The organism is Alteromonas sp. BL110, assembly GCF_003443615.1.
Classification (GTDB): Bacteria; Pseudomonadota; Gammaproteobacteria; order Enterobacterales; family Alteromonadaceae; genus Alteromonas.
In genome coordinates this window covers 4,349,846-4,371,556 of the sequence record NZ_CP031967.1, presented here as the reverse complement: position 1 = coordinate 4,371,556, position 21,711 = coordinate 4,349,846, and the positions used below count along the sequence as shown (strand labels likewise).

The window sequence follows — 21,711 nt, the reverse complement described above, 5'->3', positions numbered from 1 at the left end:
CGGCTGCCTTTTGTTGTTTTTATAAAGAAATATAACGTCGAAAATTGTACGTTTCAGGCTTTCTTTATTGGCGAGTCAAACAATTGGTCACAGCTATAAGTTGTTTGACCAATGCAAGTTGGTATACTTCCCTCAAAGATAATAACGGCGAACAAGAGTAGGCAGTGATAATTATTCCCAGCGCTACGCCTATTTCACCAAGTGATAGGGCGTTTAATTACGGAGACGGTGTGTTTACCACATTGATGGTGAACGAACACAAAGTAGAATTATTACCTTATCATCTTTCCCGTTTAGAGCACGATACTGCTGCCATCAAACTCGATATCGATATCCATACCCTAGAAACAGCTATCGCTGAACAAGTTAGTGCGATAAAAAATGCCTCAGATGAGAACGCGTCTAAGTATGTGCTAAAAGTCCACATTTCTGGTGGTCAGGCGGGTAGAGGTTACGCGCGAAGTAAAGACAGCGAAACACGAGTAAGATTTAGTCAGCACCCACACCCAAGTCATTACGATAGTCTTGCTGATGAGGGGGTGACGGTTATTTGTGCGCAAACCAGGCTAGCCATTCAGCCACTGCTTGCTGGCGTGAAGCATATGAATAGGCTAGAGCAAGTACTTGTAAAACATGAAGTAGAAGAAGCTGGAGCCCATGACGCTATCGTTTGCGATACCCAAGATAGTATTATTGAAGCTAGTGCGGGTAATCTTTTCTTTTATCTTAATGACGAATGGTATACCCCCTCGTTAAAGGGAAGCGGGGTAAATGGTGTTGTAAGGCAGTGTCTCGTTGATTCGCTGTTAAACGATAACTGTGCACTCCACGTTGGGAGTTACGATCTTTCTTTTTTACGAAAAGCCAGCGCGGTGGTAATTACTAACGCGTTGATGGGTGTTATGCCGGTGAAACAGGTACGATTGACTGATTTTTCTGTGGTTGATTTTGATGTTAAAAGCGATGCAGTTGCTGCCCTGAAGGCACGTTTTAATATTGCAGTGGGAAGTGGGCAGTAAAAAGTAGGCAGTGAAAAGCGAACAGTAAAAAGAGAGTGAAGGCAGCTTACAAAAAAGCTAGTACAAAAATTGATATCATAAACGCAAACAAAAAAGCCCATGCACTCTTGTATGAATTGAAGAATTAGGCGTAGAACGAAGCAGAATGGAATATAAAACAATATACAAAAGGGAAGCCCAAGTATGAAGCGGGCTGTTATTATTTTGCTGTCCCTTGTTATGGTTGCAGTAATTGGTGTTGCATCTGGCATAATGTACGTGTCTGGAAAAGTCACTGCAGACTTAACACTGGAAAGTGAAACCTTATTTACGATAGAAAGCGGAAGTAATGCTTATCGCACGGTAAAGCATTTGCGAGAAGCAGAAATAACTGATGTGCCGCCGTTTGTGGCCAAAGTGTGGCTCAAATTTTTTGCAGGCAGCACATCGGTTAAATCAGGAACATACATGTTACGCCCTGACCAATCGTTAGTGGATGTATTCACGCTATTTACTCAAGGTGACGAGCATTTCTTTACGGTAAGCTTGGTCGAAGGGCTAACCCTCTCTCAATGGATTGAAACGCTTAAGCAAAATACCCATCTTGTTTTCGATTTAAACGACGATAAATTAGGTGAGCTAACGCAAGGTAACGGTGTTGACTGGTGCTGCGAAGACGTGTCTCAGACTGAAGGGGTGTATTTGGCGGACACTTACTTTTTTACTAAAGGTACTACAGCCAGTGAAGTTTTGAAAAGGGCACACCGTGCGCTCATCGCGTTTGTTTCTCATGAGTGGGAACAACGGGACATGGACCTTCCGTTAGCGACACCCTATGAAGCACTTATCTTGGCGAGTATTATCGAAAAAGAAACGGCAGTACCTGAAGAGCGTGACATGATATCCGGGGTATTTGTTAATAGACTCAACAAAAACATGCGTCTTCAAACCGACCCGACGGTGATTTACGGTATTGGGCCAACATTCGATGGAAATATTACGCGTAAACACCTTCGCACAGCAACGCCTTACAATACGTATGTTATTAAGGGTTTACCGCCAACGCCAATAGCCATGGCTGGCAAGGCGGCAATTCATGCAGCACTGCACCCGCTATCCACTGATGCTTTATATTTTGTAGCGAAAGGTGACGGAAGCCATCAATTCTCTACCACGCTAGCTGAACACAATGCAGCTGTGCGAAAATACCAGTTAAAACGATAATCGTACTGATGCAGCTACATTGAAAACAGCAGTTATCGGGCCAGTACGTTATAGCTAAATAAAAACAGAGTTTAAAAAGTAATGCGCGGAAAGTTTATTGTAGTTGAGGGCCTTGAAGGGGCAGGAAAAAGCTCTGTAATAGGGCTAATTGTTCAAGCATTAAAAGATGCTGGAAAGCGCGTTGAGCAGACTCGTGAACCAGGTGGTACACCTATGGCGGAAGCCATACGAGAATGTGTAAAGCACGACTGGGATGAAGCCGTTAGTGAAGAAACTGAGCTGCTTCTTATGTACGCCGCTCGCGTTCAACTGCTTACTAATAAAATATTTCCTTCACTCGACGCAGGTGTGTGGGTAGTAGGAGATAGACACGATTTATCCTCACAAGCCTATCAAGGGGGCGGTCGGGGCGTCAGTGAAAAAACCATGTCTGCCATCAGCGATATCGCCCTTAAAGGGTTTAAGCCAGATTTAACCCTATATTTGGATGTTGAGCCTGCGATTGGGCTAGAGCGCGCTCGAGGCCGCGGCGAGCTTGATCGCATTGAGCAAGCTGGGCTCGCCTTTTTCGAGCGTACCCGCGCTAAATACTTGTCGTTAGCTGAACAAGATGAATCTATTGTAGTAATTAGCGCCATGCAGCCTATGGACAAGGTTCATCAAGACGTGATTGCTATCATCAATGACTATGTTACGACCTCAAGCAGCGAAAGCGCTAACATAGCGAGAAATGAAAGCCAGCAGGGGAAAGGCTAATGCAAGTTATGCCTTGGTTTGCTGCAACGTTCTCAACGTTACTATCGCGATATATAGCAAAGAAACTGCACCATGGCTTGCTGCTGACAGGTCCAAAAGGTATTGGGAAATACCAACTCGCGTTAGGATTAAGCAGTGCGTTATTGTGTAAGCAACCTAGTACTGATGGACCATGCGAGCAGTGTCAAAGTTGCCACCTGAGGCAAGCGGGGAATCACCCAGACTTTCATGTTTTAGAAAGTGAAAAGCAGCTTGGCGTGGACAAAATTCGCGAAGGTATTGCTAAGCTTTCAGGTACTGCGCAAATGGGTGGCAACAAAGTCTTGCTGATCCCCCGAGCCGATACCATGACAGAAGCGGCGGCTAATGCACTATTGAAAACCTTAGAAGAGCCCACAAATAATACTTTCCTACTACTGATAACAGACAGTATTAACAAGATCATGCCAACTATACTGAGCCGGTGTGAACGGCAGATACTTGCGCTTCCGTCTGTATCAGACGGTTTGAACTACCTAAAGGCTAAAGGCGTAGAAGATGCAAGCGAGGCATTGTTAGCTGCCTATGGCTATGCCCCTCTTCGTGTAGAAGAGGCGCTCTCTGGTGACGAAGATATTAGCTATCGAAATTTTAGCGATGGTATGCAGGCGCTTTTAGCAGGTGATGCCAACACGCAGGTGCAAGCACTTGCAAATAAGTGGCAGAGCAATGCGCAACAAATCGCATTGTGGTGCCAACAAATGGCCCATGACGAATACATAAAACGTCAACAGGCCGTCGACTTTGAACGCTATATAGCGTGTGTAGAGGCAGTAAAAACCCTCGAACACGCTGGGGTGAATAAATCGATGGTACTTTTTGGGCTGTTAAAACAGTTTCAACGTTAGCAGACAAATATAGGTTTTTAATTCCTTTTTTTGAAAGCAATATTATTAATACAGGTGTAGTTTGTTCGTAGATTCTCATTGTCACTTAGACCGACTGAAGCAAGGGCCAGAAGAGCTGGCTGAAACGTTAAATTTTGCTAGAACACGAGGTGTAGAGCACTTTCTTTGCGTGTGCGTATCGGTTAGCGATTACGACAGCATGTTAGATGCTGTAAGCCAGTTTGATGACGTGTCAGTATCTTGTGGTGTGCACCCGCTGCATCAAGATGAAGCATGCAGTTATGAAGAACTGCTAGAGAAGGCGCAGCGTGAAGAAGTTGTCGCGATAGGGGAGACAGGGCTAGACTATTTTTACAGTCCAGAAAGCAAAGATATTCAGCTTACTTCTTTTGTAGACCACATAAAGGTCGCTAATGAAACCAGAAAGCCGCTTATTATTCACACGCGAGACGCTAGAGAAGACACTATCAATCTACTCCGTGAACATAAAGCTGCGCACACCAAAGGCGTTTTACATTGTTTTACTGAATCGTTAGAGATGGCACAAGCGGCTATAGAGATGGACTTTTACATCTCCATTTCCGGGATTGTGACCTTTAATTCTGCAGATGAACTACGTGAAGTGGTGAAAGCTATACCTTTAGAACGGTTATTAATTGAGACTGATTCTCCTTGGCTTGCACCTGTGCCTCATCGCGGTAAACAAAACCAACCCGGTTATGTAGTGGAAGTGGCTGAATTTATTGCAGAGCTTAAAGGTGTATCGGTAAAAGAGCTTGCCGACATCACTACGCGCAACTTTTATACATTGTTTTCTTTAGCTGATAAGAAAAAAGCAGCGTAACGAAGATAGCAGTTGGTTTACATCAGGAGGTGGGTATGCCCCAATGGCGACAGGGCCTGACGAAAAGTCTTCACCAAACCCGCAGTATGCCAGAAAGTCGATACTTTCAGTTAGCCACGGTCGATGGCAGCGGCACACCGTTTTGCCGCACCGTGGTATTTAGAGGGTTAACGGAGGAAAATCAGCTAGTTGTAATCTCTGATACCCGCACAGAAAAGTTCAGTCAACTTGAGCAAAACGCACATGCACAAGTCTGTTGGTATTTTTCCAAAAGCAGAGAGCAATACCGTTTCTCTTGCCTTGCTACACTAATAACGGCAAACCAAGATATTAACTTAGTTAAACAGCACTGGAATAAATTGTCGGACGCTGGGAAAAAGCAGTTTCTATGGGGCGAGCCGGGTACGCCGCGAAATGACGGCACGGCGCTACAGATAGAAGGCGATTTTGATAAAGTGCCGCCTCATTTTTGTGTGATATTACTGGCTATTGAAACCGTAGATTACCTAAATTTGAGAGGCAACCCGCAAAGCCGAGAATGGCATCAAAAAGACGCTAACGGTAACTGGGTGAGTCAATCTCTAATTCCCTAAGATACCTTTTGCATAATAGTATCCCTCCCGCTGTAGTAGCGTTAGTAAACAGGGGAGGGAGCTTTAGGCTCTATAAAACTTGCGAGATTGGCGTGTCGCCTTTGAACAGGTAAGTAATAGTGTTTTCACTACTCTCTTTTGAAACACTCTCAACAATAGCTGTAGCCACATCTTCCCTAGGAATTACAGTATCATCTTTATTGCTTGGCATATCGGTGCGAACTAAATGGGTGCCTGGTTCATTTTGTAGCGTACCTGGGCGTAAAATAATATGATGCAAACCACTGTTAATTAGGTGCTCATCTGCCATGTGCTTAGCAACTAAGTAGGGCTTAATTGCTGAATCTACGCTATCAGGGTCGCCTGCACCAATAGAGCTCACCATGATGAATTTGGATGTACCTGCCGCTTTGGCGTAATTTACCGCGTTGCGTGCAGCCCATAGGTCAATCAAAAGCGTCTTGTCAGCGCCTGTATTGCCACCTGAGCCCGCAGTGAATACTGCCACATCAATTCCTTCAAAATGCGAAGAAAAGTCTTTTTCGAGGTCTTGCTCAACAACACTAAGATTATCATTTTGTATGTCAGATAGTTTGTCAGGACTTCTCACTGGTGCTAAAACCTTGTGTCCCGCATCTAAAAGTTTGACGGTAGCTTGTTTGCCAATCTGTCCTGAAGCGCCAATTACCAATACATTAGCCATAATGCTATCCTCCTTGCAATTGAAAAATGTCTATCGTTTATCGATACATGGTTGCATAGGAAGCTAGTGCTATTAGCGATCACAAACTGCGATGGAATGCCATGCTCAAGAGATTGACTGCATAAATCGATAAGTGGCAAGTGATTAGCGTTGCCAGCCAGATGTTTAGCGCTGAAAAGAGATAAAGGGACAGTTATTTTACAACGGCGTTTCGACCAGACTCTTTACCTGCATAGAGCTTTTTATCTACTGCATGAATACAGGCATCTACACTGTCATAGTCTTTTATATCTGCGACGCCACACGTGATGGTTACGTTGACTAAATGAGGCGGTGCCTCAACAACTTGTTCCGCTACACTTTTACGTAACTTTTCAGCGACCCAATACGCCTCTCGTACATTTAGTGAAGGCAACAATATCAAAAATTCCTCTCCACCCCAGCGTGCAATAACATCACTTTCCCGTAGGTTATTTTCCAAGGTGTTAGCTATTTTAACCAAAACGGCATCGCCTACGTGATGGCCATACTCGTCGTTAATTTTCTTAAAAAAGTCGATATCTACAATGAGTAAAGAAAATGCTCGGTTGTGTCGTTTAAATTCGTGCCATTGTGCTTTGGCACGTTGGGTGAAATAACGTCTGTTTTTAAGCCCCGTTAATGAGTCTTGAGAAGATAAAAGCGTCAATTTCTCAACCATGGCTTCAAGGTCTCGCGTTTTTTCTTCTACCTTTAGTGAGAGCTCTGCTGAACGCGCTTTTAGTGCCGAAATTCTCAGCCAAACTACCGAAGTAATGAATAATAAAATAGAGAGTAACAGTACACCACGCCAAACTGGCTTATCCCACCATGGCGGTATGACAATAATTTCGAGTTGGGCCTCATCGCTGCTCCAGACGTTTTCTTGGTTTATCGCTTTTACTGTAAAACGGTAGTGTCCGGGCTCTAAATTCGTATAGGTCGCCACACGCGCTTTGTAATCGGTAAATCGCCAACTATTTTCGAAATCTACCAACTTGTAAGCGTAGCGCAGTTCATTGGCATTCATGTAATCAGTTGCTGCAAACTTAATGGAAAGCGCAATATTATTATGGGTAAGTTCTATCTTTTCACCTAAGTTGAGACGCTGTTGAACGCTAGTGCCATTGTTCTGATCTCGATTTACTGTTTCTACTTTAGTGAGGTGAACGTCAGGAGACCATTTTACGTTGGTAACGTCAGAGGGATTAAACTGAGTGAGCCCTTCAGCTCCGCCAAAAAGAATAGTGTTATTTTCCGTAGTGGCTACAGAGCCAATGTAGTAACCAGTAGAAAGGGCACCATTCTCTGCGCCATAGTAATAAATTGTATCGAGATCAGGCGCTAAATAAGAAATGCCTACTATAGTTGAAATCCACAAGCCATATTCATCATCTTCGACAATGGCACCAATTGAAATCTTACTCAGTCTACTCTCTGGCTTTATTTGGGTAACGTTGATAGAAGATAGATCATCGTTATTTTTGGTGACAAAAAATAAGCCATCTGCTTGAGTTCCTACCCAGTAGCCACCGCGTTTTGAGCGCGAAATCCACGTCACCACTGTACTGTCTGTTATTTTGTCCGTGTAGTCACTAATGCTCGTTAACTCACCAGTAAGTTTATTAGCAAAGTGTAAGCCTGTTACCGTGCTTAGCCATGCACTTTCGTTATTTTCAAAAAGAATGCGAGTAGTGAGGGAAAGGGGCCACTGCTTGATAACACGCCCCTCGGACGGGCGATAAACGAATACACCATCGCTATAGCCACCGAACCAGATATCACCCTGAGCATCCATGTTTACGCTGTAGCCAGATTTACCCTGTAATGCGACAATATCAAGCTGTTTTGTTTCATTATTTAATTTTGCCAGCCCACTGCGTGTCGAAACCCAGAGCGTGTCGCTATGTTTATCATAATAAACACTGGTTAGCTTATCGCTTGCACTACCGTCGGTTGTTCGAGCGCTATCTGACGTAAATGGCCCTTGGTAAGCTTTATTGACGGCATCGTAAATCCATAGCCCTTTTTCGTTGGTTAGCCATACTTTATTTCCCTTGTATTCGGTCATCGAGCCTACAATACGGCCATTTCCCACTTCGGTAGTATAAAAGTTGCTTAGCTCAGGGTTGCTTATTGCAAAACCATCATCTTTGGTTCCGACGACCACAAGACCTGACTTTGTTTGGTATAGACTTGAAACGCGCTCGTCTCCTGAATCTTTGTCACTGATAGGAAAGCGCAACACCGTGAACGGGCTATGGGCTGTTAAAAGATTTAAACCTCTTTCGGTTGCTACCCAAACGTTACCATTGCGCTGAAGTAAAATATCCGTAACCGAGTTATCCGATAGCCCCTGTACTTCACTGGTACACTGTTTGGTAATGTCCTCAGGTTCTGAATTGGGGTTGAACAAGCAAATACCATAAGTAGAAGTCCCTAACCAAAACCTGGAACGCTCGGCAGCGACGAGACGGGTGAAGTTCACGCCCTTATAAGCAATCAACTCTAGTGAACTTTTAAAAGGATCAAGCTTGTAAAGACCTGAAGTGGAGGTTACATAAATTGTATTGCCAATGAGTTCTACATCGGTAAGTGTGCTCGTAGTGTCAGGAAGATAGCTAACTAACTCTATACTGTCCGTTTTATCGTGGTACCGATACAAATTTCGTTCAGATATTATCCACAGCATGCCGTCATGCGTGGTTTTCAGCCTATTGATAATCTGTTTGTCGAATGACGATGAAACGGGAAGGGCGTAATGTATAAACATTTCAGTGTCGACATTTAAACGACTCAGACCACTAAACGTACCCACCCAAATAAACTGGCCATCTAAGCTTGCTTCCAATTGAAGAACACTAAGTGTTTGAAGGCCTGTAGACTTATCCTTGCCCCACATTCCAAAATTTCTAAAGGTATAACCATCGAATTTATCAATTCCTGACTGTGACGCTAACCATAGAAAGCCGTATTTATCTTCTGCGACGTCAGAAACAGTAACGTGGGTGATGCCGCTTTCCATATCGAATGTATTAAAAGCGGGAGCACCAATTTGAGCGTGTGCGCAAAGGTTCCAGCTAACCAATAAAGCAAGGATAAAAAAGAGGTAAGCTGAAGGGCGGCGCATAACGTTGCAACATTAAGGTTTATTCTTAGGTGTAACTTACGCTATTGCTGAAGACTTTCAATAGAACAAAAGTTTAAATCGTACAAAAAAGCCCCGTTTTAGCGGGGCTTAATTATTTAGAAATGTTAGCAATAATGCTGCGATTTAGTCTTACAACACGAATTACCAACCGCACTGGCGCGTTGCGTTTTGCTCATCCAGCCAAGTTTTAAGAGGGGCAAAGTAGTCAGTAATGGTGCTGGCATCCATTTGGGGCGAGCCTGTTAGTGTCTTAAGGGCATTTTGCCAAGGCTGACTCATTCCCATTTCCAACATTTCGTTGAGTGCTTTACCTGCCTCTTCACTGCCGTAAATAGAACAGCGGTTCAACGGGCCTTCATCACCTGCGATATCACACAGCGCCTTATGGAACTGGAACTGAAGAATATGAGCAAGGAAGTAGCGCGTATAAGGTACGTTAGCTGGGACGTGATATTTAGCACCAGGGTCAAAGGCACCAGCACTACGCTCAACTGGCGCCATTACGCCCTGATACTTTTCTCTTAATTCCCACCAAAGCTGGTTATATTGTTCAGGCGTAACCTCTCCAGACATGACCTTCCAACGCCATTGATCAACCATCAAACCAAAAGGTATAAAGGCAATTTTATCAAGCGCTACTTGCATCAGCATACCGATATCGTTTGATGCGTCAGGGATCTCATCTATTAAATCAATTTGCTTAAGGTACTTAGGCGTAATTGATAGAGCTATTGTGTCGCCAATGGCTTCGTGGAAGCCATCGTTTGCTGAGCCACGATAAAGTAGAGGCTGGTCTTTATAGGCGCGTTGATAATAGTTATGGCCTAATTCATGATGAATGACGTTAAACTCTTCGCCTGTCTTTTGAATGCACATTTTTATGCGAAGATCGTCTTTATCATCCAAATCCCATGCGGAAGCGTGACACTGCACGTCCCGGCCTTCAGGCTTTTGAAACATTGAACGTTCCCAAAAAGTCTCCGGCAGTTCTTCAAAGCCAAGGGATGAGAAAAATGACTCAGCCTGCTTAACCATGGCTATTTCGTCATACCCTTGTGCGGCAAGTGCACTCGTTACGTCAGGAACCTTCATTTCTTGTTGAGGCTTGACGATGTCGTAGATGTTTCCCCATGACTGTGCCCACATGTTGCCCAATAGATGGGCCGGAATTGGCTTGTCTTGCGGTACTATATCTTCACCATAATGCTCACCAAGTTTAGCTCGAACATGACAGTGAAGAGACTCGTAGAAAGGCTCAACCTGCGCCCACAGACGATCCAATTCTTTTGGGAAGTCGTCTGCAGGCATGTCATATTTACCACGCCATAGCGCACTTACGTTTTCAAACCCAAGTTCTGCTGCACCTTCGTTGGCAAGGGAAACTTGTTCAGCATAAAGTGGTGCCATGGGTTTAGAGACTTCGCGCCAGCCTGTCCAGTATTCTAATAGTTTGTCGGCGTCGCGTAGTGTGGCCATTTCTGCACTCATTTCAACTAAGCTTTTACAGTTACCTTCATCGCTGCAGTATTCACCCGACCCATACATGGCGCTAAGTTCTGACCCTATTTTAGCCAAGCGCTCTGCCTTTTGGGCATCTGCCGGAGGAGGCATGGTTAAGCTGTTTTTGAGCAAATCAAGCTGCCTGCGAGTATCTGTATCAACCTCTACATCATTAAATTTAGCCGCTTCTTTTGCTAACTTAGCCACTTTTGTTGATAGCACTTCACTGAAGTAGGCGCTGACCGCAGCAGTATCAAAATTGATATTGGTCGCATAGCTCCACTGTGCGTGGGCAGCCGGCACTTGCATTTTCGCGATATCATCTTGCGCTTGCTGTAAGAATTGTTTTGCGTCTTGCGCGGTAAGTTCAGGTTTGTGTTCTGTCTGTGCTGTGCTCTCACCACACCCCATAAGCGATACGCTTACTAATGCCGCTATCAGAGTACGTTTATGATTTAGCATACTTTGTCCTTTAATTATTTTGATTTTAAAGTGAATCGACGTTCACATAGACATGCGGTAGCATTGTGTAACGCAGCGTAGGTTTTGTAAAATAAAATTGATATTGCCCGTGTTAAGTTATATGTCGGTTACATTGAAAGCGCCTATATTTATCAAATAATACCAACTAAACAGTAAGGAAAATTATGTCAACGGAAGAACCGCTCTACTGGGGTTTAAATGCCCGCAGCTATTGCACACTTATACATGTTTCTCAATTATCCAGCTTTGTTATTCCTGGCTTAGGCATTGTTCTGCCTATTGTGCTTTGGATAGCGCATAAAGATCAGAATGAAGATATCAACCAGCACGGTAGAGTAACGGCAAATTGGCTGCTGAGCTTGCTCGTTTATTCGGTGATTTGTTTTATTCTAACTTTTATCATTATTGGCGCATTAGGGTTTATCGTACTTGGTTTGATGAACATTATCTTTGCGATAGTGGCCGCGGTAAAAGCTAATAAAGGCGAGCTGTGGGTATACCCGCTAAGCTTTCAGTTTATTAAACGCTAGTAATAACGGTAAGGTGCCTGCATTTTAAACACTTAACCGGCTAAAGATGTAACTGTCAATCAAGGAAGAGAAGCACAATGCAAAATCAAACAGATAATAACATTCCTGGCGCTAGTGCTGTTTATTGGTCTGCGGTACTGAGCTGTACCTTATTTATCTTTGGTGGATTTGCTATTGTGTTCTCTTTGCTGTCACTGTTTATGGCTCGCAACGCTAAGAAAAGCCTACTCCTTCCTTACGAGCAATATACAAACTCATCGACGCTTACCAAAGGAAAAATTATTGCTTACATAGGTTTAGTATTAAACGTTGCTATTTTAGGTGTCACAATTTGGACACTGACTACCATTGGCTGGGATGCATGGTCTGACGAATTCGTTCGCAGGTGGAATGAAGGGCTTGAAAATAATAGACGTTAACGGCTATTTATCGAAGCTGATTATTTGCTGGTGAAGCTATCGCTAGGTAAAGCGTCGTGGACTAAATATTGACCTTTCATTTTAGTGGGGCTTTGAGACGGCAGAAGATCACCACGTTTCAGCTTGCTTAGCGCTAGTGATTTGTTTTGACGGATTTTCTTAAAACTCTGAGAAGCGGTAGTTACCTTAAGGCCTGATATTGAAGGCGTCGTTTCTTGTGCGATGCTGAAAGTAGAGGTTCCTATTACGGCGAGAAGCCCCGCAGTGGAAAAAATGTTTTTACTCAGGTTTTTCATCACATTTTTCTCTTTCACACTAAGAAAAGATCGCGGAGGCGGTTGCACTCGCCTCCTTAATCGACGTTGTTTGTTCTTGTTCATTACACCTAAAGTAGAGAAAAACCTAAAGACACTGTGTTATACAAAGGTATAGCTTCTTATACTTACGTTTAAGGTGTTACTTGGCTTTTTTACGCATCACCATGCAGTTACACCGCCGTCTACGGCTATTGTTTGCCCATTCATATAGCTATTGCCTGGCGACAACATTAGCATCATGGTATTTACGATTTCTTGGGGCTCGCCCAAACGTTTCATTGGGCTGCCCATGCCGAGCTGTTCCCGCGCTTCAGGGGTGTTGTAACCATCCACGTTTAAAATATTAGTGGGTGAATAAAAGGGGCATATAGCATTAACGCGAACATTTTTACGGCCGTATTCTACAGCTGCAGTGCGGGTTATGCCCGACACTGCGTGTTTTGCTGCGGCGTAGGCTCCGCCTTTAGGTGCACCGCCTAACCCTGCTAGCGAGCTTACATTAAGTACGTGGCCCTGCTTTTGTGCGAGCATTACCGGAATTTGATATTTCATTCCAAACATTACCCCTTTAACGTTTACCGCAAACTGTGAATCAATAATCTCCTCTGTCATCTGATGCACAGGCGCGGGATTATGGGCAATGCCAGCATTATTTACGGCTATATCTAGTCTACCGAAGGTTTCCATAGCTTTATCAACTAATGCTTTATTGAGTGATTCGCTTGCTATATTGCCTGCTAGCACCACCACATCTGTTACCGCATTTATTTCGTTCTGCGTTTCTTCAAGGGCGGTTTGATTTATATCAGAAAGCACTAGTTTTGCGCCTCTGTTAGCGAGGCCTAACGACAATAAGCGGCCAAAACCGCTGCCTGCACCTGTAATCAATACAACTTGTCCGGTAAAGTCGAGTAGCGCGTCCATGGTAAACTCCTAGTGTTTAATATTTGTTAATGTTATGACTATCGATGGTTTGTTATTAAGCTATTTACGCTGTGTTTGTTTAATAAACTGAATGAGTAGATTAGCTAGCTCTTCGCCTTTATCTTCCTGAATAAAGTGCCCGCCGTTTTTCACTACGGTGTGAGGCATACCTTTGCAGCCCGGTACCAGCTTTTGAAATATCTTATCGCCGCCTTTAGTGATGGGGTCACTATCACCGAAAGCCGTTACAAATGGTTTTTTGTAGTGCTTGAGTTTTTCCCAAGCATCTCTGTTCGCTTGCGCCTCTGCATTGTCTGAGATTGTAGGAACAAGTAGGGGGAACATACGCGCACCAGCCTTGTAACTCTCGTCAGGGAAGGGGGCATCGTAGGCAGCAAGTGTTGCTTGATTTAACTCGGTTGTCGCTGCATTTTGGATAATACTTGACGTTGGAAAAACCGGTACGTCTTGCGAGAACCGGCGCCATTTAATAAAAGTATCACTTGGCGTGTGATCTCCTGTCGGTAATCCAGTATTAGACACCATTACGCCGGAAAAGCGTTCGGGCATATCTGCAACGAGTCGCAGACCTATCAGCCCTCCCCAATCTTGGCAAAACAAGGTCACAGGGCCTTTAACGACCTGCGTAAACCAGTCTTTTGTCCATATCACGTGACGCGCGTAGGTATAGTCTTCCTTTCTTACAGGCTTGTCAGAACGGCCGAATCCAATTAGATCTGGTGCTATGACATTAAACCCTGCGTCAGCTAGCAGCGGCATCATTTTTCGATAAAGGTAGGCCCATGTGGGTTCGCCATGCATTAACAAAATGGTATGTCCATCTTGAGGGCCGCACTGATAGTACGCCATCGCAATCTCACTACTGATAGTATCAGTGACTTCTGCAAACTTAGGGGGGTAAGGAAAATCATTAATATTGTCAAAAGCACTCTCTGGCGTTTTACGGACCTGCATAATTAAACACCCCTTGTAAATCAAATGTAATATTCTCACTATTGCTGTTAACAAAAACATTGGTAAGCGAAACTGTCAATTAAAGCTTAAGCAAGCTATGTCAGGGGCTACACGGGAAGATGAGCTTATAAAAGGGGTAGCGGTCATTATTAAAAATTATGATAAATGTCTATAACACCAATAAACTTGGATGATTAACAACACTGCAATAACATCCAGTTAACGTGATAAACAGGACATGGTTATGACCGAGATGGAAAATAAAGCCGTAGAATATGCAGTACAAGAAGGCGTTGCCACACTGACAATGCAAAGTGCGCCCGTGAATGCGCTATCCCGCGCTATTAGAGTAGGGCTAATAGAAGGTATAGATAGCGCACTTAACGACGAAAGTGTCAGTGCAATTGTTATTACTTCTTCACTCCCTATTTTTTCGGGTGGCGCTGACATTAGTGAATTCTCTGGCGGCGACCTATCTCCCATGCTGCCTGAAGTGTTAGACAAGATAGAGAATGCGTCGAAACCCGTAATCGCTGTGCTTCCAGGGCCTGCGTTCGGTGGTGGTTTGGAAGTGGCGCTAGCGTGTCATCATCGCATTACTTTTGCCGACAATAAAGTCGGTTTGCCGGAAGTTAACCTTGGTATTCTCCCTGGCGCCGGCGGCACCCAGCGACTCCCACGCCTAGCAGACGCGCAAACCTCACTGCAAATGATTGTCACGGGTAAACCAACTTCTGTTGTTAAATTACCAGGTGTGTTCGACAAAATTTCCGATAAGCCTGAACATTTGCTTGAAGATACAAAAGCGTATTTACAATCATTAACGCCAGATAAAGCGGTTAAGCGAACGAGTGATATAACGCTAACCATGTCAGATGAAACGCAGGCGGTATTTGATGCAGTAACTGCACAAACGAAAAAAGCGACTCGTGGTTTCTTTGCGCCATTAAAATGTATTGAAGCTGTGCGCGGTGCGTACACACTAGCATTTGAGGGCGGCCTTAAAAATGAAGGCAAACTCTTCATGGAATGTATGAACACGCCACAGGCGCGTGCCCAGCAGCATTTCTTTTTTGCCGAGCGTGCTGCGGGTCACGTAAGTGATTTCGATAAAAATACGCCCGAGCGCAGTATAGAAAAAGTCGCGATTATCGGTGCAGGCACTATGGGTGGCGGCATCGCTATGAACTTTGCGAACGCGGGTATTCCAGTCACCATGCTAGAGCTCAAAGAAGAAGCGTTAGAAAAAGGGCTCGCTCTAATTCGTAAGAATTACGAAAATTCGGCGAAGAAAGGTAAGTTGACCCAAGAGCAGGTAGAGAGTCGAATGGCGCTTCTTTCTGGCACTACCTCTTATGACGACCTGGCCGATGTCGACCTGGTAATTGAAGCTGTTTTTGAAAAGATGGAAGTAAAGAAAACAGTATTCTCGACCCTTGATAGAGTGTGCAAGCCAGGCGCTATACTCGCCTCTAACACATCTACCCTAGATATTGACGAAATCGCGACAGCCACATCGCGCCCTGAAGATGTCATTGGGCTTCACTTCTTCTCGCCAGCCAATGTAATGAAGCTACTTGAAGTCGTTAAGGCTGAAAAGACGTCTGCTGAAGTTATTAAAACTTGTATGAAGATGGCTAAGAAAATCAGGAAGGTCGCTGTTTTAGTAGGCGTATGCTTCGGGTTTGTGGGCAACCGTATGATCGAGCCTTACGGCCGCGAAGCCAACCGGTTATTGCTAGAAGGAGCAACGCCTGAACAGGTCGACCGCGTGCTTACCGAATTTGGCATGCCAATGGGACCTTTCACCATGGGAGATATGGCAGGGTTAGATATCGGCTATTACGTTCGCCAGTCTCGACAAGAGCACATTTCTCACGACCCGGCGTATGGCGCAGTAGCAGATCGCCTTGTTGAAATGGGCCGCAACGGTCTAAAAACCGGTCGTGGTGCCTATAACTATGAGCCGGGCAGTCGAGTCCCTATTCCAGACCCTGATGTATTAGAAATTGCTAAGCAAGAAGCAGAGCGCTTAGGTGTTGTTCAGCGCTCAGACATTAGCGATGAAGAAATTCTTGTCCGCGTTATGTACTCATTGATTAACGAAGGTGCTGCCATATTAGAAGAGGGCATTGCAGCTAAATCTAGCGATATTGACGTGATCTATGTTTACGGCTACGGCTTCCCTGTGTATCGCGGCGGCCCGATGCAATACGCCGATGAAGTAGGGCTTGGCACTATTTTAGATAAGCTAACGACCTATCGCGATCAGCTAGGTGAGTACGGAAAAATGTGGCTCGAGCCGAGTGACTTACTTGTGAAGTTAGCGCAGGAAGGCGGCACATTTAAAAGTTACCAACCTAAGTAGGCATAAGTGAAACGTTGACGGCGTAAGCATCGAATGCTTTACGCCGTTTTAAAAAATTTTAAATAACGCTATGCGCCCGATGTAAGAAACTGGTCAGGAAGCTGATTCTAAAAAAAGAGCGCTAGCAAAATTTAGGCTGAACGTTCAGCCCAACTGAAAGGAACATTACAATGCGCGATGCAGTTATTGTAAGTACAGCACGTACGCCAATTGGCCGCGCCTATAAAGGTGCGCTAAACAACTTGCCGGCCCCTTCTTTAGGTGGTCATGCCATTCAAAATGCTGTTGCTCGTGCGGGTATCGACCCTGCCAGCGTAGACGATGTAGTCATGGGCGCGGCACTTACTCAAGGTAGCGGCGGCATGAATATAGGTCGCTTAGCTGGTCTTGCTGGTGGATTACCTGTGACTGTAGCTGGCATGACGCTAGACCGTCAATGTAGCTCTGGTATGTACGCAATTGCTACAGCTGCAAACTCAATTCGCACTGGCGACACCAATGTTATGGTTGCAGGTGGCTTAGATTCAATTTCATTAGTACAGAACAAGAACATGAATATGTTCCGCGCCGTTGACCCTGCACTCGTTGCTAAGCACAAAGACATTTACATGCCTATGCTTCAAACCGCAGAAGTGGTGGGTAAGCGCTATAACATTAGCCGCGATGTACAAGATGAGTACGGTTATCAAAGCCAAATGCGCACGGCAGCGGCCCAAGAAGCGGGTAAATTTGACGATGAAATTGTTCCTATTACCGCAGTTCAAACGGTATTTAACAAAGAAACTGGTGAAACCTCTGAGCGAGAAGTGACTTTGTCAAAAGACGAAGGCAATCGCCCAGAAACAACATTGGAAGGGCTTAAGTCACTTAATCCAGTTATCGAAGGTGGTTGTATTACCGCAGGTAACGCAAGCCAGCTTTCTGATGGCGCGAGTGCAACAGTAATTATGGATGAACAGTCGGCGGCAATAGGTAGTGCCCAGCCCCTTGGTATTTATCGCGGTATTGCAGTGGCAGGCTGTGAGCCAGATGAAATGGGAATTGGCCCAGTGTTCGCCATTCCTAAGCTATTAAAGCAGCATGGATTAACCATGGACGATATCGGTCTATGGGAGCTTAATGAAGCGTTTGCAGTACAGGTCCTGTATTGTCGCGATAAGTTAGGCATTCCAGACGAATTATTAAACGTTAACGGTGGTGCCATTTCTATCGGTCACCCTTACGGCATGAGCGGTGCTCGCATGGTGGGTCACGCACTCATCGAAGGTAAACGACGCGGTGCAAAATATGTAGTTTGCACCATGTGTATCGGTGGCGGCATGGGCGCCGCTGGTCTATTTGAAGTTATATAGGTATTGGGTATGGAAGGTTATAAAGCTCCACAACGTGACGCCATGTTTGTAACACATGAGCTATTAGATTATCAAAGTCACTATCAAAAACTGGGTTTCGATGAAGCGTCTGAAGACTTAGTGTCTGCTATTTTTGCTGAAGCGGCTAAATTTTCGGAAAACACGCTTGCACCAATTAATGCATCAGGCGATGAAGAAGGGTGTCAGTGGGTTGACGGTGAAGTAACAACGCCAAAAGGTTTTAAAGAAGCTTACCAGACCTACGTTGAAGGTGGTTGGCCAAGTATGTCTCATCCAGAAGAGTTCGGTGGCCAGGCGCTACCTTACTCTTTATCTTCTATTATCGCGGAATGGTTTTCTGGCGCTAACCATTCTTGGGCTATGTACCCAGGCCTAAGTCAGGGCTGTATGGAAACGCTAAAAGCGCACGGTACTGAGCTGCAGCAAAAAATGTTTCTTGAAAAACTGGTTAGCGGTGAGTGGACAGGCACAATGTGCCTAACTGAAGCACACTGTGGCTCAGATTTAGGTATGCTTAAATGCCGTGCCGAACCTCAAGAAGATGGCAGCTACAGCTTAACAGGCACAAAAATCTTTATCTCTGCCGGTGAGCACGATATGTCTGAGAATATCGTACACATTGTGTTGGCGCGCTTACCTGATGCGCCAGAGGGTACAAAAGGTATTTCGCTGTTTGTTGTACCAAAGTTCAACGTATCTGAAGATGGTGAAAAACAAGATCGAAACGCAGTGGCCTGTGGCAGTATTGAACATAAGATGGGTATTAAAGCCAGTGCTACCTGTGTCATCAACTTTGATGGTGCTAAAGGCTTCTTAATTGGTCCACCTAACCGTGGCTTAAACTGCATGTTCACTTTTATGAATACCGCGCGTATTGGTACTGGACTAGAAGGTCTTGCTGCATCTGAAGCATCTTTCCAGGGCGCATTGCGCTACGCAAAAGACCGCATCCAGTTTCGCTCACTAACTGGACGTAAAAACCCTGATGGCCCTGCCGATCCAATTATTGTGCACCCTGATGTGCGCCGTATGCTACTAACACAAAAAGCGTTTGCTGAAGGCAACCGAGCGTTAGCGGCGTACTGCATGCAAATGGTTGATGTCACGCTCTACGGCGATGATGCAGCAGCAAAGCAGGTCGCAGAAGCTAAACTTGCTTTCTTAACGCCTATTGTTAAAGCGTTTTTGACCGAAACGGCTCAAGAAGCAACTAGCTATGGCATGCAGGTTTACGGCGGTCATGGCTTTATTAAAGAATGGGGCATGGAGCAGCTGGCGCGGGATACACGCATTTGTACCATGTACGAAGGGACCACTGGTATTCAAGCAGTAGACCTGCTGGGACGTAAAGTGATGGGGTCTAACGGTGAGCTGCTTAATGTATTTGTACAAGAAGTACGCGACTACTGTAACTCACTTCGCGATAACGCGCAGTTTAGCGCTTGGACGAATGCCCTGAACTCTCATCTTGATGAGTGGCAACAAATTACCATGGATATTGGTAAAGCTGCGGCGTCAAACCCTGATGAGATTGGTGCAGCATCTGTTGACTACCTAATGTACTCGGGCTACGTAACCGTGGCTTACTTCTGGCTTAAAATGGCGGTGAAAGCGCAAGAGCAACTTGATGCGGGTAGTACAGAAACTGAGTTCTACAAAAGCAAGATCCTAACAACAGGGTTCTATTTTGACCGCTTGTTGACACGCACTCGCTCACTGGTTTCTGCAATGCAGTCAGGCGCTGACAACCTAATGTCTATGCCAGAGAGTATGTTTGCCATAGAGTAACCACATAAAGTTGAAAAAAGTGCGCTAATATAAAACGTACTAAAGGCCGAGAAAATAACGTAGCCGAGAAAATGATTGAACCATTAATCATTGGCTATGTTCTTTCACTCGGCCTTTTTTGTTTTTTAAAGTAACTTAGAGAAAGAGAGTACATTGGTTTTCTCTCAATACTCAAAGGTTGATCATTGCCCAACGCTATTATTATGGGGAGAGCAGGATGATGCGTTTGATATAAGTGTGTGAGATAGAATTGAACACCATGTACCGCTCATTACAACGTGGTTTAGTTCCAGCGCGTCGCATTGGTTACACGGGGAAAAGCCTGAATGGTTATAAAAAGAAGTGATAGATTTTATAGAGGCTTAGAAAGGGGTGAGGCCCCTAAAAGGGGCCTCCAGTGCGGCGTCCTGCCGCTACCATGTTGAACTGCTGTATCACATGGTGTGATTAATTTGTTGTATTAAATTCTGCCGTCAAGTTCAGCTGAAATAGGTGAGCTTTGTAGACCTTGCTCTGCAATCCAAGCTTGTAGCGTTTTGCCGTCTGACTCTGGCTGAGCTAAGTCTTTACTCGGCATTTTCTTTACAAGCAGAGTACCTACTTCAACTGCATTGTTTGTGATCGCTGTGCGAATAAGGCTTTGACCATTGCATGAAATACCCGAGTAGTAGTCGCGAAGTTTAAGTTTGTAGTCTGACTGAACGCTACGCATTTTCTTACGAAGTTCACCCTTGTCATCTGCCTGAACAATAGTACAGATGTTCGCAAGTGCTTCGTTGATGTCATTAGCCTGAGCTGCGTTAGAAAAAGCTAAAGTAGATGCCGCAATTACTAGAGAAGTTTTAACGATTTTCAACATGGTTAAATTCCTTCGTTTGTTGTTATTAAGATTATGTTTGTTCGTTGAGATGTATTAAACCTGAATCTAAGTTACTGAAAAACATGTTGTAAAATAACAGGGTATACCAAAGTATACCTTTCAAATATACGTTTGCTCCTTCGCTAATTATCTCAGTCGACGTTTTTGCTACCAAAGCATTCGTATTAAACTACAAAGGGTAAGCTGTAGAGAAAAGGCAATAAAAAAGGCCCCGTAGCAGAGGGGCCTTGAGCGCAGCGTGTACTGCTACCATGTTGAATTGGTTCACATGGCGTTGTGAAAACGGTATCTAAATCCTGTCGTTAAGCTCCGCTGAGATTGGCGAGCTTTGTAAGCCTTGTTCTGCAATCCATGCTTGCAAGGTTTTACCGTCCGACTCTGGTTGCGTTAGGTCTTTACTAGGCATTTTTTTCACAAGCAATGTGCCTACTTCCACAGCGTTACTAGTAAGTGCTGTTCGAATAAGACTTTGTCCACCGCAAGAAACACCTGCGTAATAATCGCGTAGTTTCAATTTGAAGTCAGACTGAACGCGACGCATTTTTTTTCGCAGTTCGCTCTTATCGTCAGCTTGTACAATAGTACAGATATTTGCCAAAGCCTCGTTTACGTCGTCAGCATGAACTGTGTTAGAAAAAGCTAGAGTAGAGGCTGCAATTACTAGAGAGGTTTTAACGATTTTCAACATGGTTAAATTCCTTCGTTTGTTTTATTAATCGGTTTGTTTGTTCGGGATTAATTAAAAAACAACCAAAGCGCTTAAAAAATACTCACTGAAATAACTAAGTATATCGGCTAATACCTTATACTAAAGGTGTAAGTGGGTAGGGGAGCGCTATAGCCTTTAGTATTAAAGGCGTTGGCGAGATAGAGGGCTTTTGAGTATCAATTGTTAAAGCATCAAATAAAGTGCAAAAAAACAGCGTTTGATGCCGTTTTTTTGCATTTTAACTATGTCGAAAAGCGAATTAGCGCCCAGT

19 protein-coding genes are annotated in these 21,711 nt (G+C 44.5%); 11 read left to right on the top strand and 8 right to left on the bottom strand.

Features of this window, described 5'->3' with window-relative positions; all coding sequences use genetic code 11:
* The first annotated feature begins 164 nt into the window (after positions 1-164).
* The 6 genes from pabC to D1814_RS18995 all read left to right on the top strand — a co-directional run bounded on the left by pabC (position 165) and on the right by D1814_RS18995 (position 5,302).
* Positions 165-1,019, top strand: a complete 855-nt coding sequence (gene pabC, locus D1814_RS19020) for an aminodeoxychorismate lyase (RefSeq protein WP_118495206.1) — start codon at positions 165-167, stop codon at positions 1,017-1,019.
* Positions 1,020-1,202: 183 nt separating this feature from the next.
* Positions 1,203-2,222, top strand: coding sequence for an endolytic transglycosylase MltG (gene mltG, locus D1814_RS19015; protein WP_118495205.1), 1,020 nt, complete (start codon positions 1,203-1,205; stop codon positions 2,220-2,222).
* Between the two features lie 81 nt (positions 2,223-2,303).
* Positions 2,304-2,978, top strand: a complete 675-nt coding sequence (tmk, locus tag D1814_RS19010) for a dTMP kinase (protein ID WP_118495204.1) — start codon at positions 2,304-2,306, stop codon at positions 2,976-2,978.
* Positions 2,978-3,865 carry a DNA polymerase III subunit delta' gene (gene holB, locus D1814_RS19005; RefSeq protein WP_118495203.1) on the top strand — a complete coding sequence of 296 codons (888 nt, stop codon included), beginning with the start codon at positions 2,978-2,980 and terminating at the stop codon, positions 3,863-3,865. The genes tmk and holB overlap by 1 nt, the downstream gene beginning before the upstream one ends.
* A gap of 61 nt (positions 3,866-3,926) precedes the next feature.
* Positions 3,927-4,709 carry a TatD family hydrolase gene (locus D1814_RS19000; protein WP_118495202.1) on the top strand — a complete coding sequence of 261 codons (783 nt, stop codon included), beginning with the start codon at positions 3,927-3,929 and terminating at the stop codon, positions 4,707-4,709.
* 35 nt (positions 4,710-4,744) lie between these two features.
* A complete protein-coding gene (locus tag D1814_RS18995) occupies positions 4,745-5,302 on the top strand; it encodes a pyridoxamine 5'-phosphate oxidase family protein (protein WP_118495201.1) in 558 nt (185 codons plus the stop codon).
* Positions 5,303-5,372: 70 nt separating this feature from the next.
* Here the strand turns inward: D1814_RS18995 and D1814_RS18990 are convergent, their stop codons facing one another.
* From D1814_RS18990 to D1814_RS18980, 3 genes are all read right to left on the bottom strand, one after another.
* A complete protein-coding gene (locus tag D1814_RS18990; RefSeq protein WP_118495200.1) occupies positions 5,373-6,005 on the bottom strand; it encodes an SDR family oxidoreductase in 633 nt (210 codons plus the stop codon).
* Between the two features lie 193 nt (positions 6,006-6,198).
* The gene (locus D1814_RS18985; protein ID WP_118495199.1) at positions 6,199-9,153 is read right to left on the bottom strand and encodes a ligand-binding sensor domain-containing diguanylate cyclase; all 2,955 of its coding nucleotides are present in this window, start codon (positions 9,151-9,153) and stop codon (positions 6,199-6,201) included.
* Positions 9,154-9,315: 162 nt separating this feature from the next.
* On the bottom strand, positions 9,316-11,136 hold the full coding sequence (locus tag D1814_RS18980; protein ID WP_118495198.1) for a M2 family metallopeptidase: 1,821 nt from the start codon (positions 11,134-11,136) through the stop codon (positions 9,316-9,318).
* Between the two features lie 185 nt (positions 11,137-11,321).
* Between D1814_RS18980 and D1814_RS18975 the strand changes: the two genes are divergently transcribed.
* Together D1814_RS18975 and D1814_RS18970 are read left to right on the top strand one after the other, a co-directional pair.
* A complete protein-coding gene (locus D1814_RS18975; RefSeq protein WP_118495197.1) occupies positions 11,322-11,687 on the top strand; it encodes a DUF4870 domain-containing protein in 366 nt (121 codons plus the stop codon).
* Between the two features lie 77 nt (positions 11,688-11,764).
* Positions 11,765-12,106, top strand: coding sequence for a CCC motif membrane protein (locus D1814_RS18970; RefSeq protein ID WP_118495196.1), 342 nt, complete (start codon positions 11,765-11,767; stop codon positions 12,104-12,106).
* Between the two features lie 20 nt (positions 12,107-12,126).
* Here the strand turns inward: D1814_RS18970 and D1814_RS18965 are convergent, their stop codons facing one another.
* The 3 genes from D1814_RS18965 to D1814_RS18955 form a co-directional block, all read right to left on the bottom strand.
* On the bottom strand, positions 12,127-12,405 hold the full coding sequence (locus tag D1814_RS18965) for a hypothetical protein (protein ID WP_147402520.1): 279 nt from the start codon (positions 12,403-12,405) through the stop codon (positions 12,127-12,129).
* Between the two features lie 177 nt (positions 12,406-12,582).
* Positions 12,583-13,347 (bottom strand): SDR family NAD(P)-dependent oxidoreductase, encoded by a 765-nt coding sequence (locus D1814_RS18960; protein WP_118495194.1) that lies wholly within the window; start codon positions 13,345-13,347, stop codon positions 12,583-12,585.
* 60 nt (positions 13,348-13,407) lie between these two features.
* Entirely contained in the window at positions 13,408-14,322 is a 915-nt protein-coding gene (locus D1814_RS18955; protein WP_118495193.1) for a haloalkane dehalogenase, read from the bottom strand.
* A gap of 244 nt (positions 14,323-14,566) precedes the next feature.
* Here D1814_RS18955 and D1814_RS18950 point away from each other — a divergent pair, with 244 nt between their 5' ends.
* The 3 genes from D1814_RS18950 to D1814_RS18940 all read left to right on the top strand — a co-directional run bounded on the left by D1814_RS18950 (position 14,567) and on the right by D1814_RS18940 (position 19,851).
* On the top strand, positions 14,567-16,690 hold the full coding sequence (locus tag D1814_RS18950; protein ID WP_118495192.1) for a 3-hydroxyacyl-CoA dehydrogenase NAD-binding domain-containing protein: 2,124 nt from the start codon (positions 14,567-14,569) through the stop codon (positions 16,688-16,690).
* A gap of 170 nt (positions 16,691-16,860) precedes the next feature.
* Complete coding sequence (locus tag D1814_RS18945; RefSeq protein ID WP_118495191.1) at positions 16,861-18,042, top strand: acetyl-CoA C-acyltransferase; 1,182 nt, start codon at positions 16,861-16,863, stop codon at positions 18,040-18,042.
* Between the two features lie 9 nt (positions 18,043-18,051).
* On the top strand, positions 18,052-19,851 hold the full coding sequence (locus tag D1814_RS18940) for an acyl-CoA dehydrogenase C-terminal domain-containing protein (RefSeq protein ID WP_118495190.1): 1,800 nt from the start codon (positions 18,052-18,054) through the stop codon (positions 19,849-19,851).
* Between the two features lie 460 nt (positions 19,852-20,311).
* Here D1814_RS18940 and D1814_RS18930 read toward each other — a convergent pair whose 3' ends face one another.
* Together D1814_RS18930 and D1814_RS18925 are read right to left on the bottom strand one after the other, a co-directional pair.
* Complete coding sequence (locus D1814_RS18930) at positions 20,312-20,710, bottom strand: DUF3718 domain-containing protein (protein WP_118495189.1); 399 nt, start codon at positions 20,708-20,710, stop codon at positions 20,312-20,314.
* Positions 20,711-21,020: 310 nt separating this feature from the next.
* Positions 21,021-21,419 (bottom strand): DUF3718 domain-containing protein, encoded by a 399-nt coding sequence (locus D1814_RS18925; RefSeq protein WP_118495188.1) that lies wholly within the window; start codon positions 21,417-21,419, stop codon positions 21,021-21,023.
* Positions 21,420-21,711 lie beyond the last annotated feature (292 nt).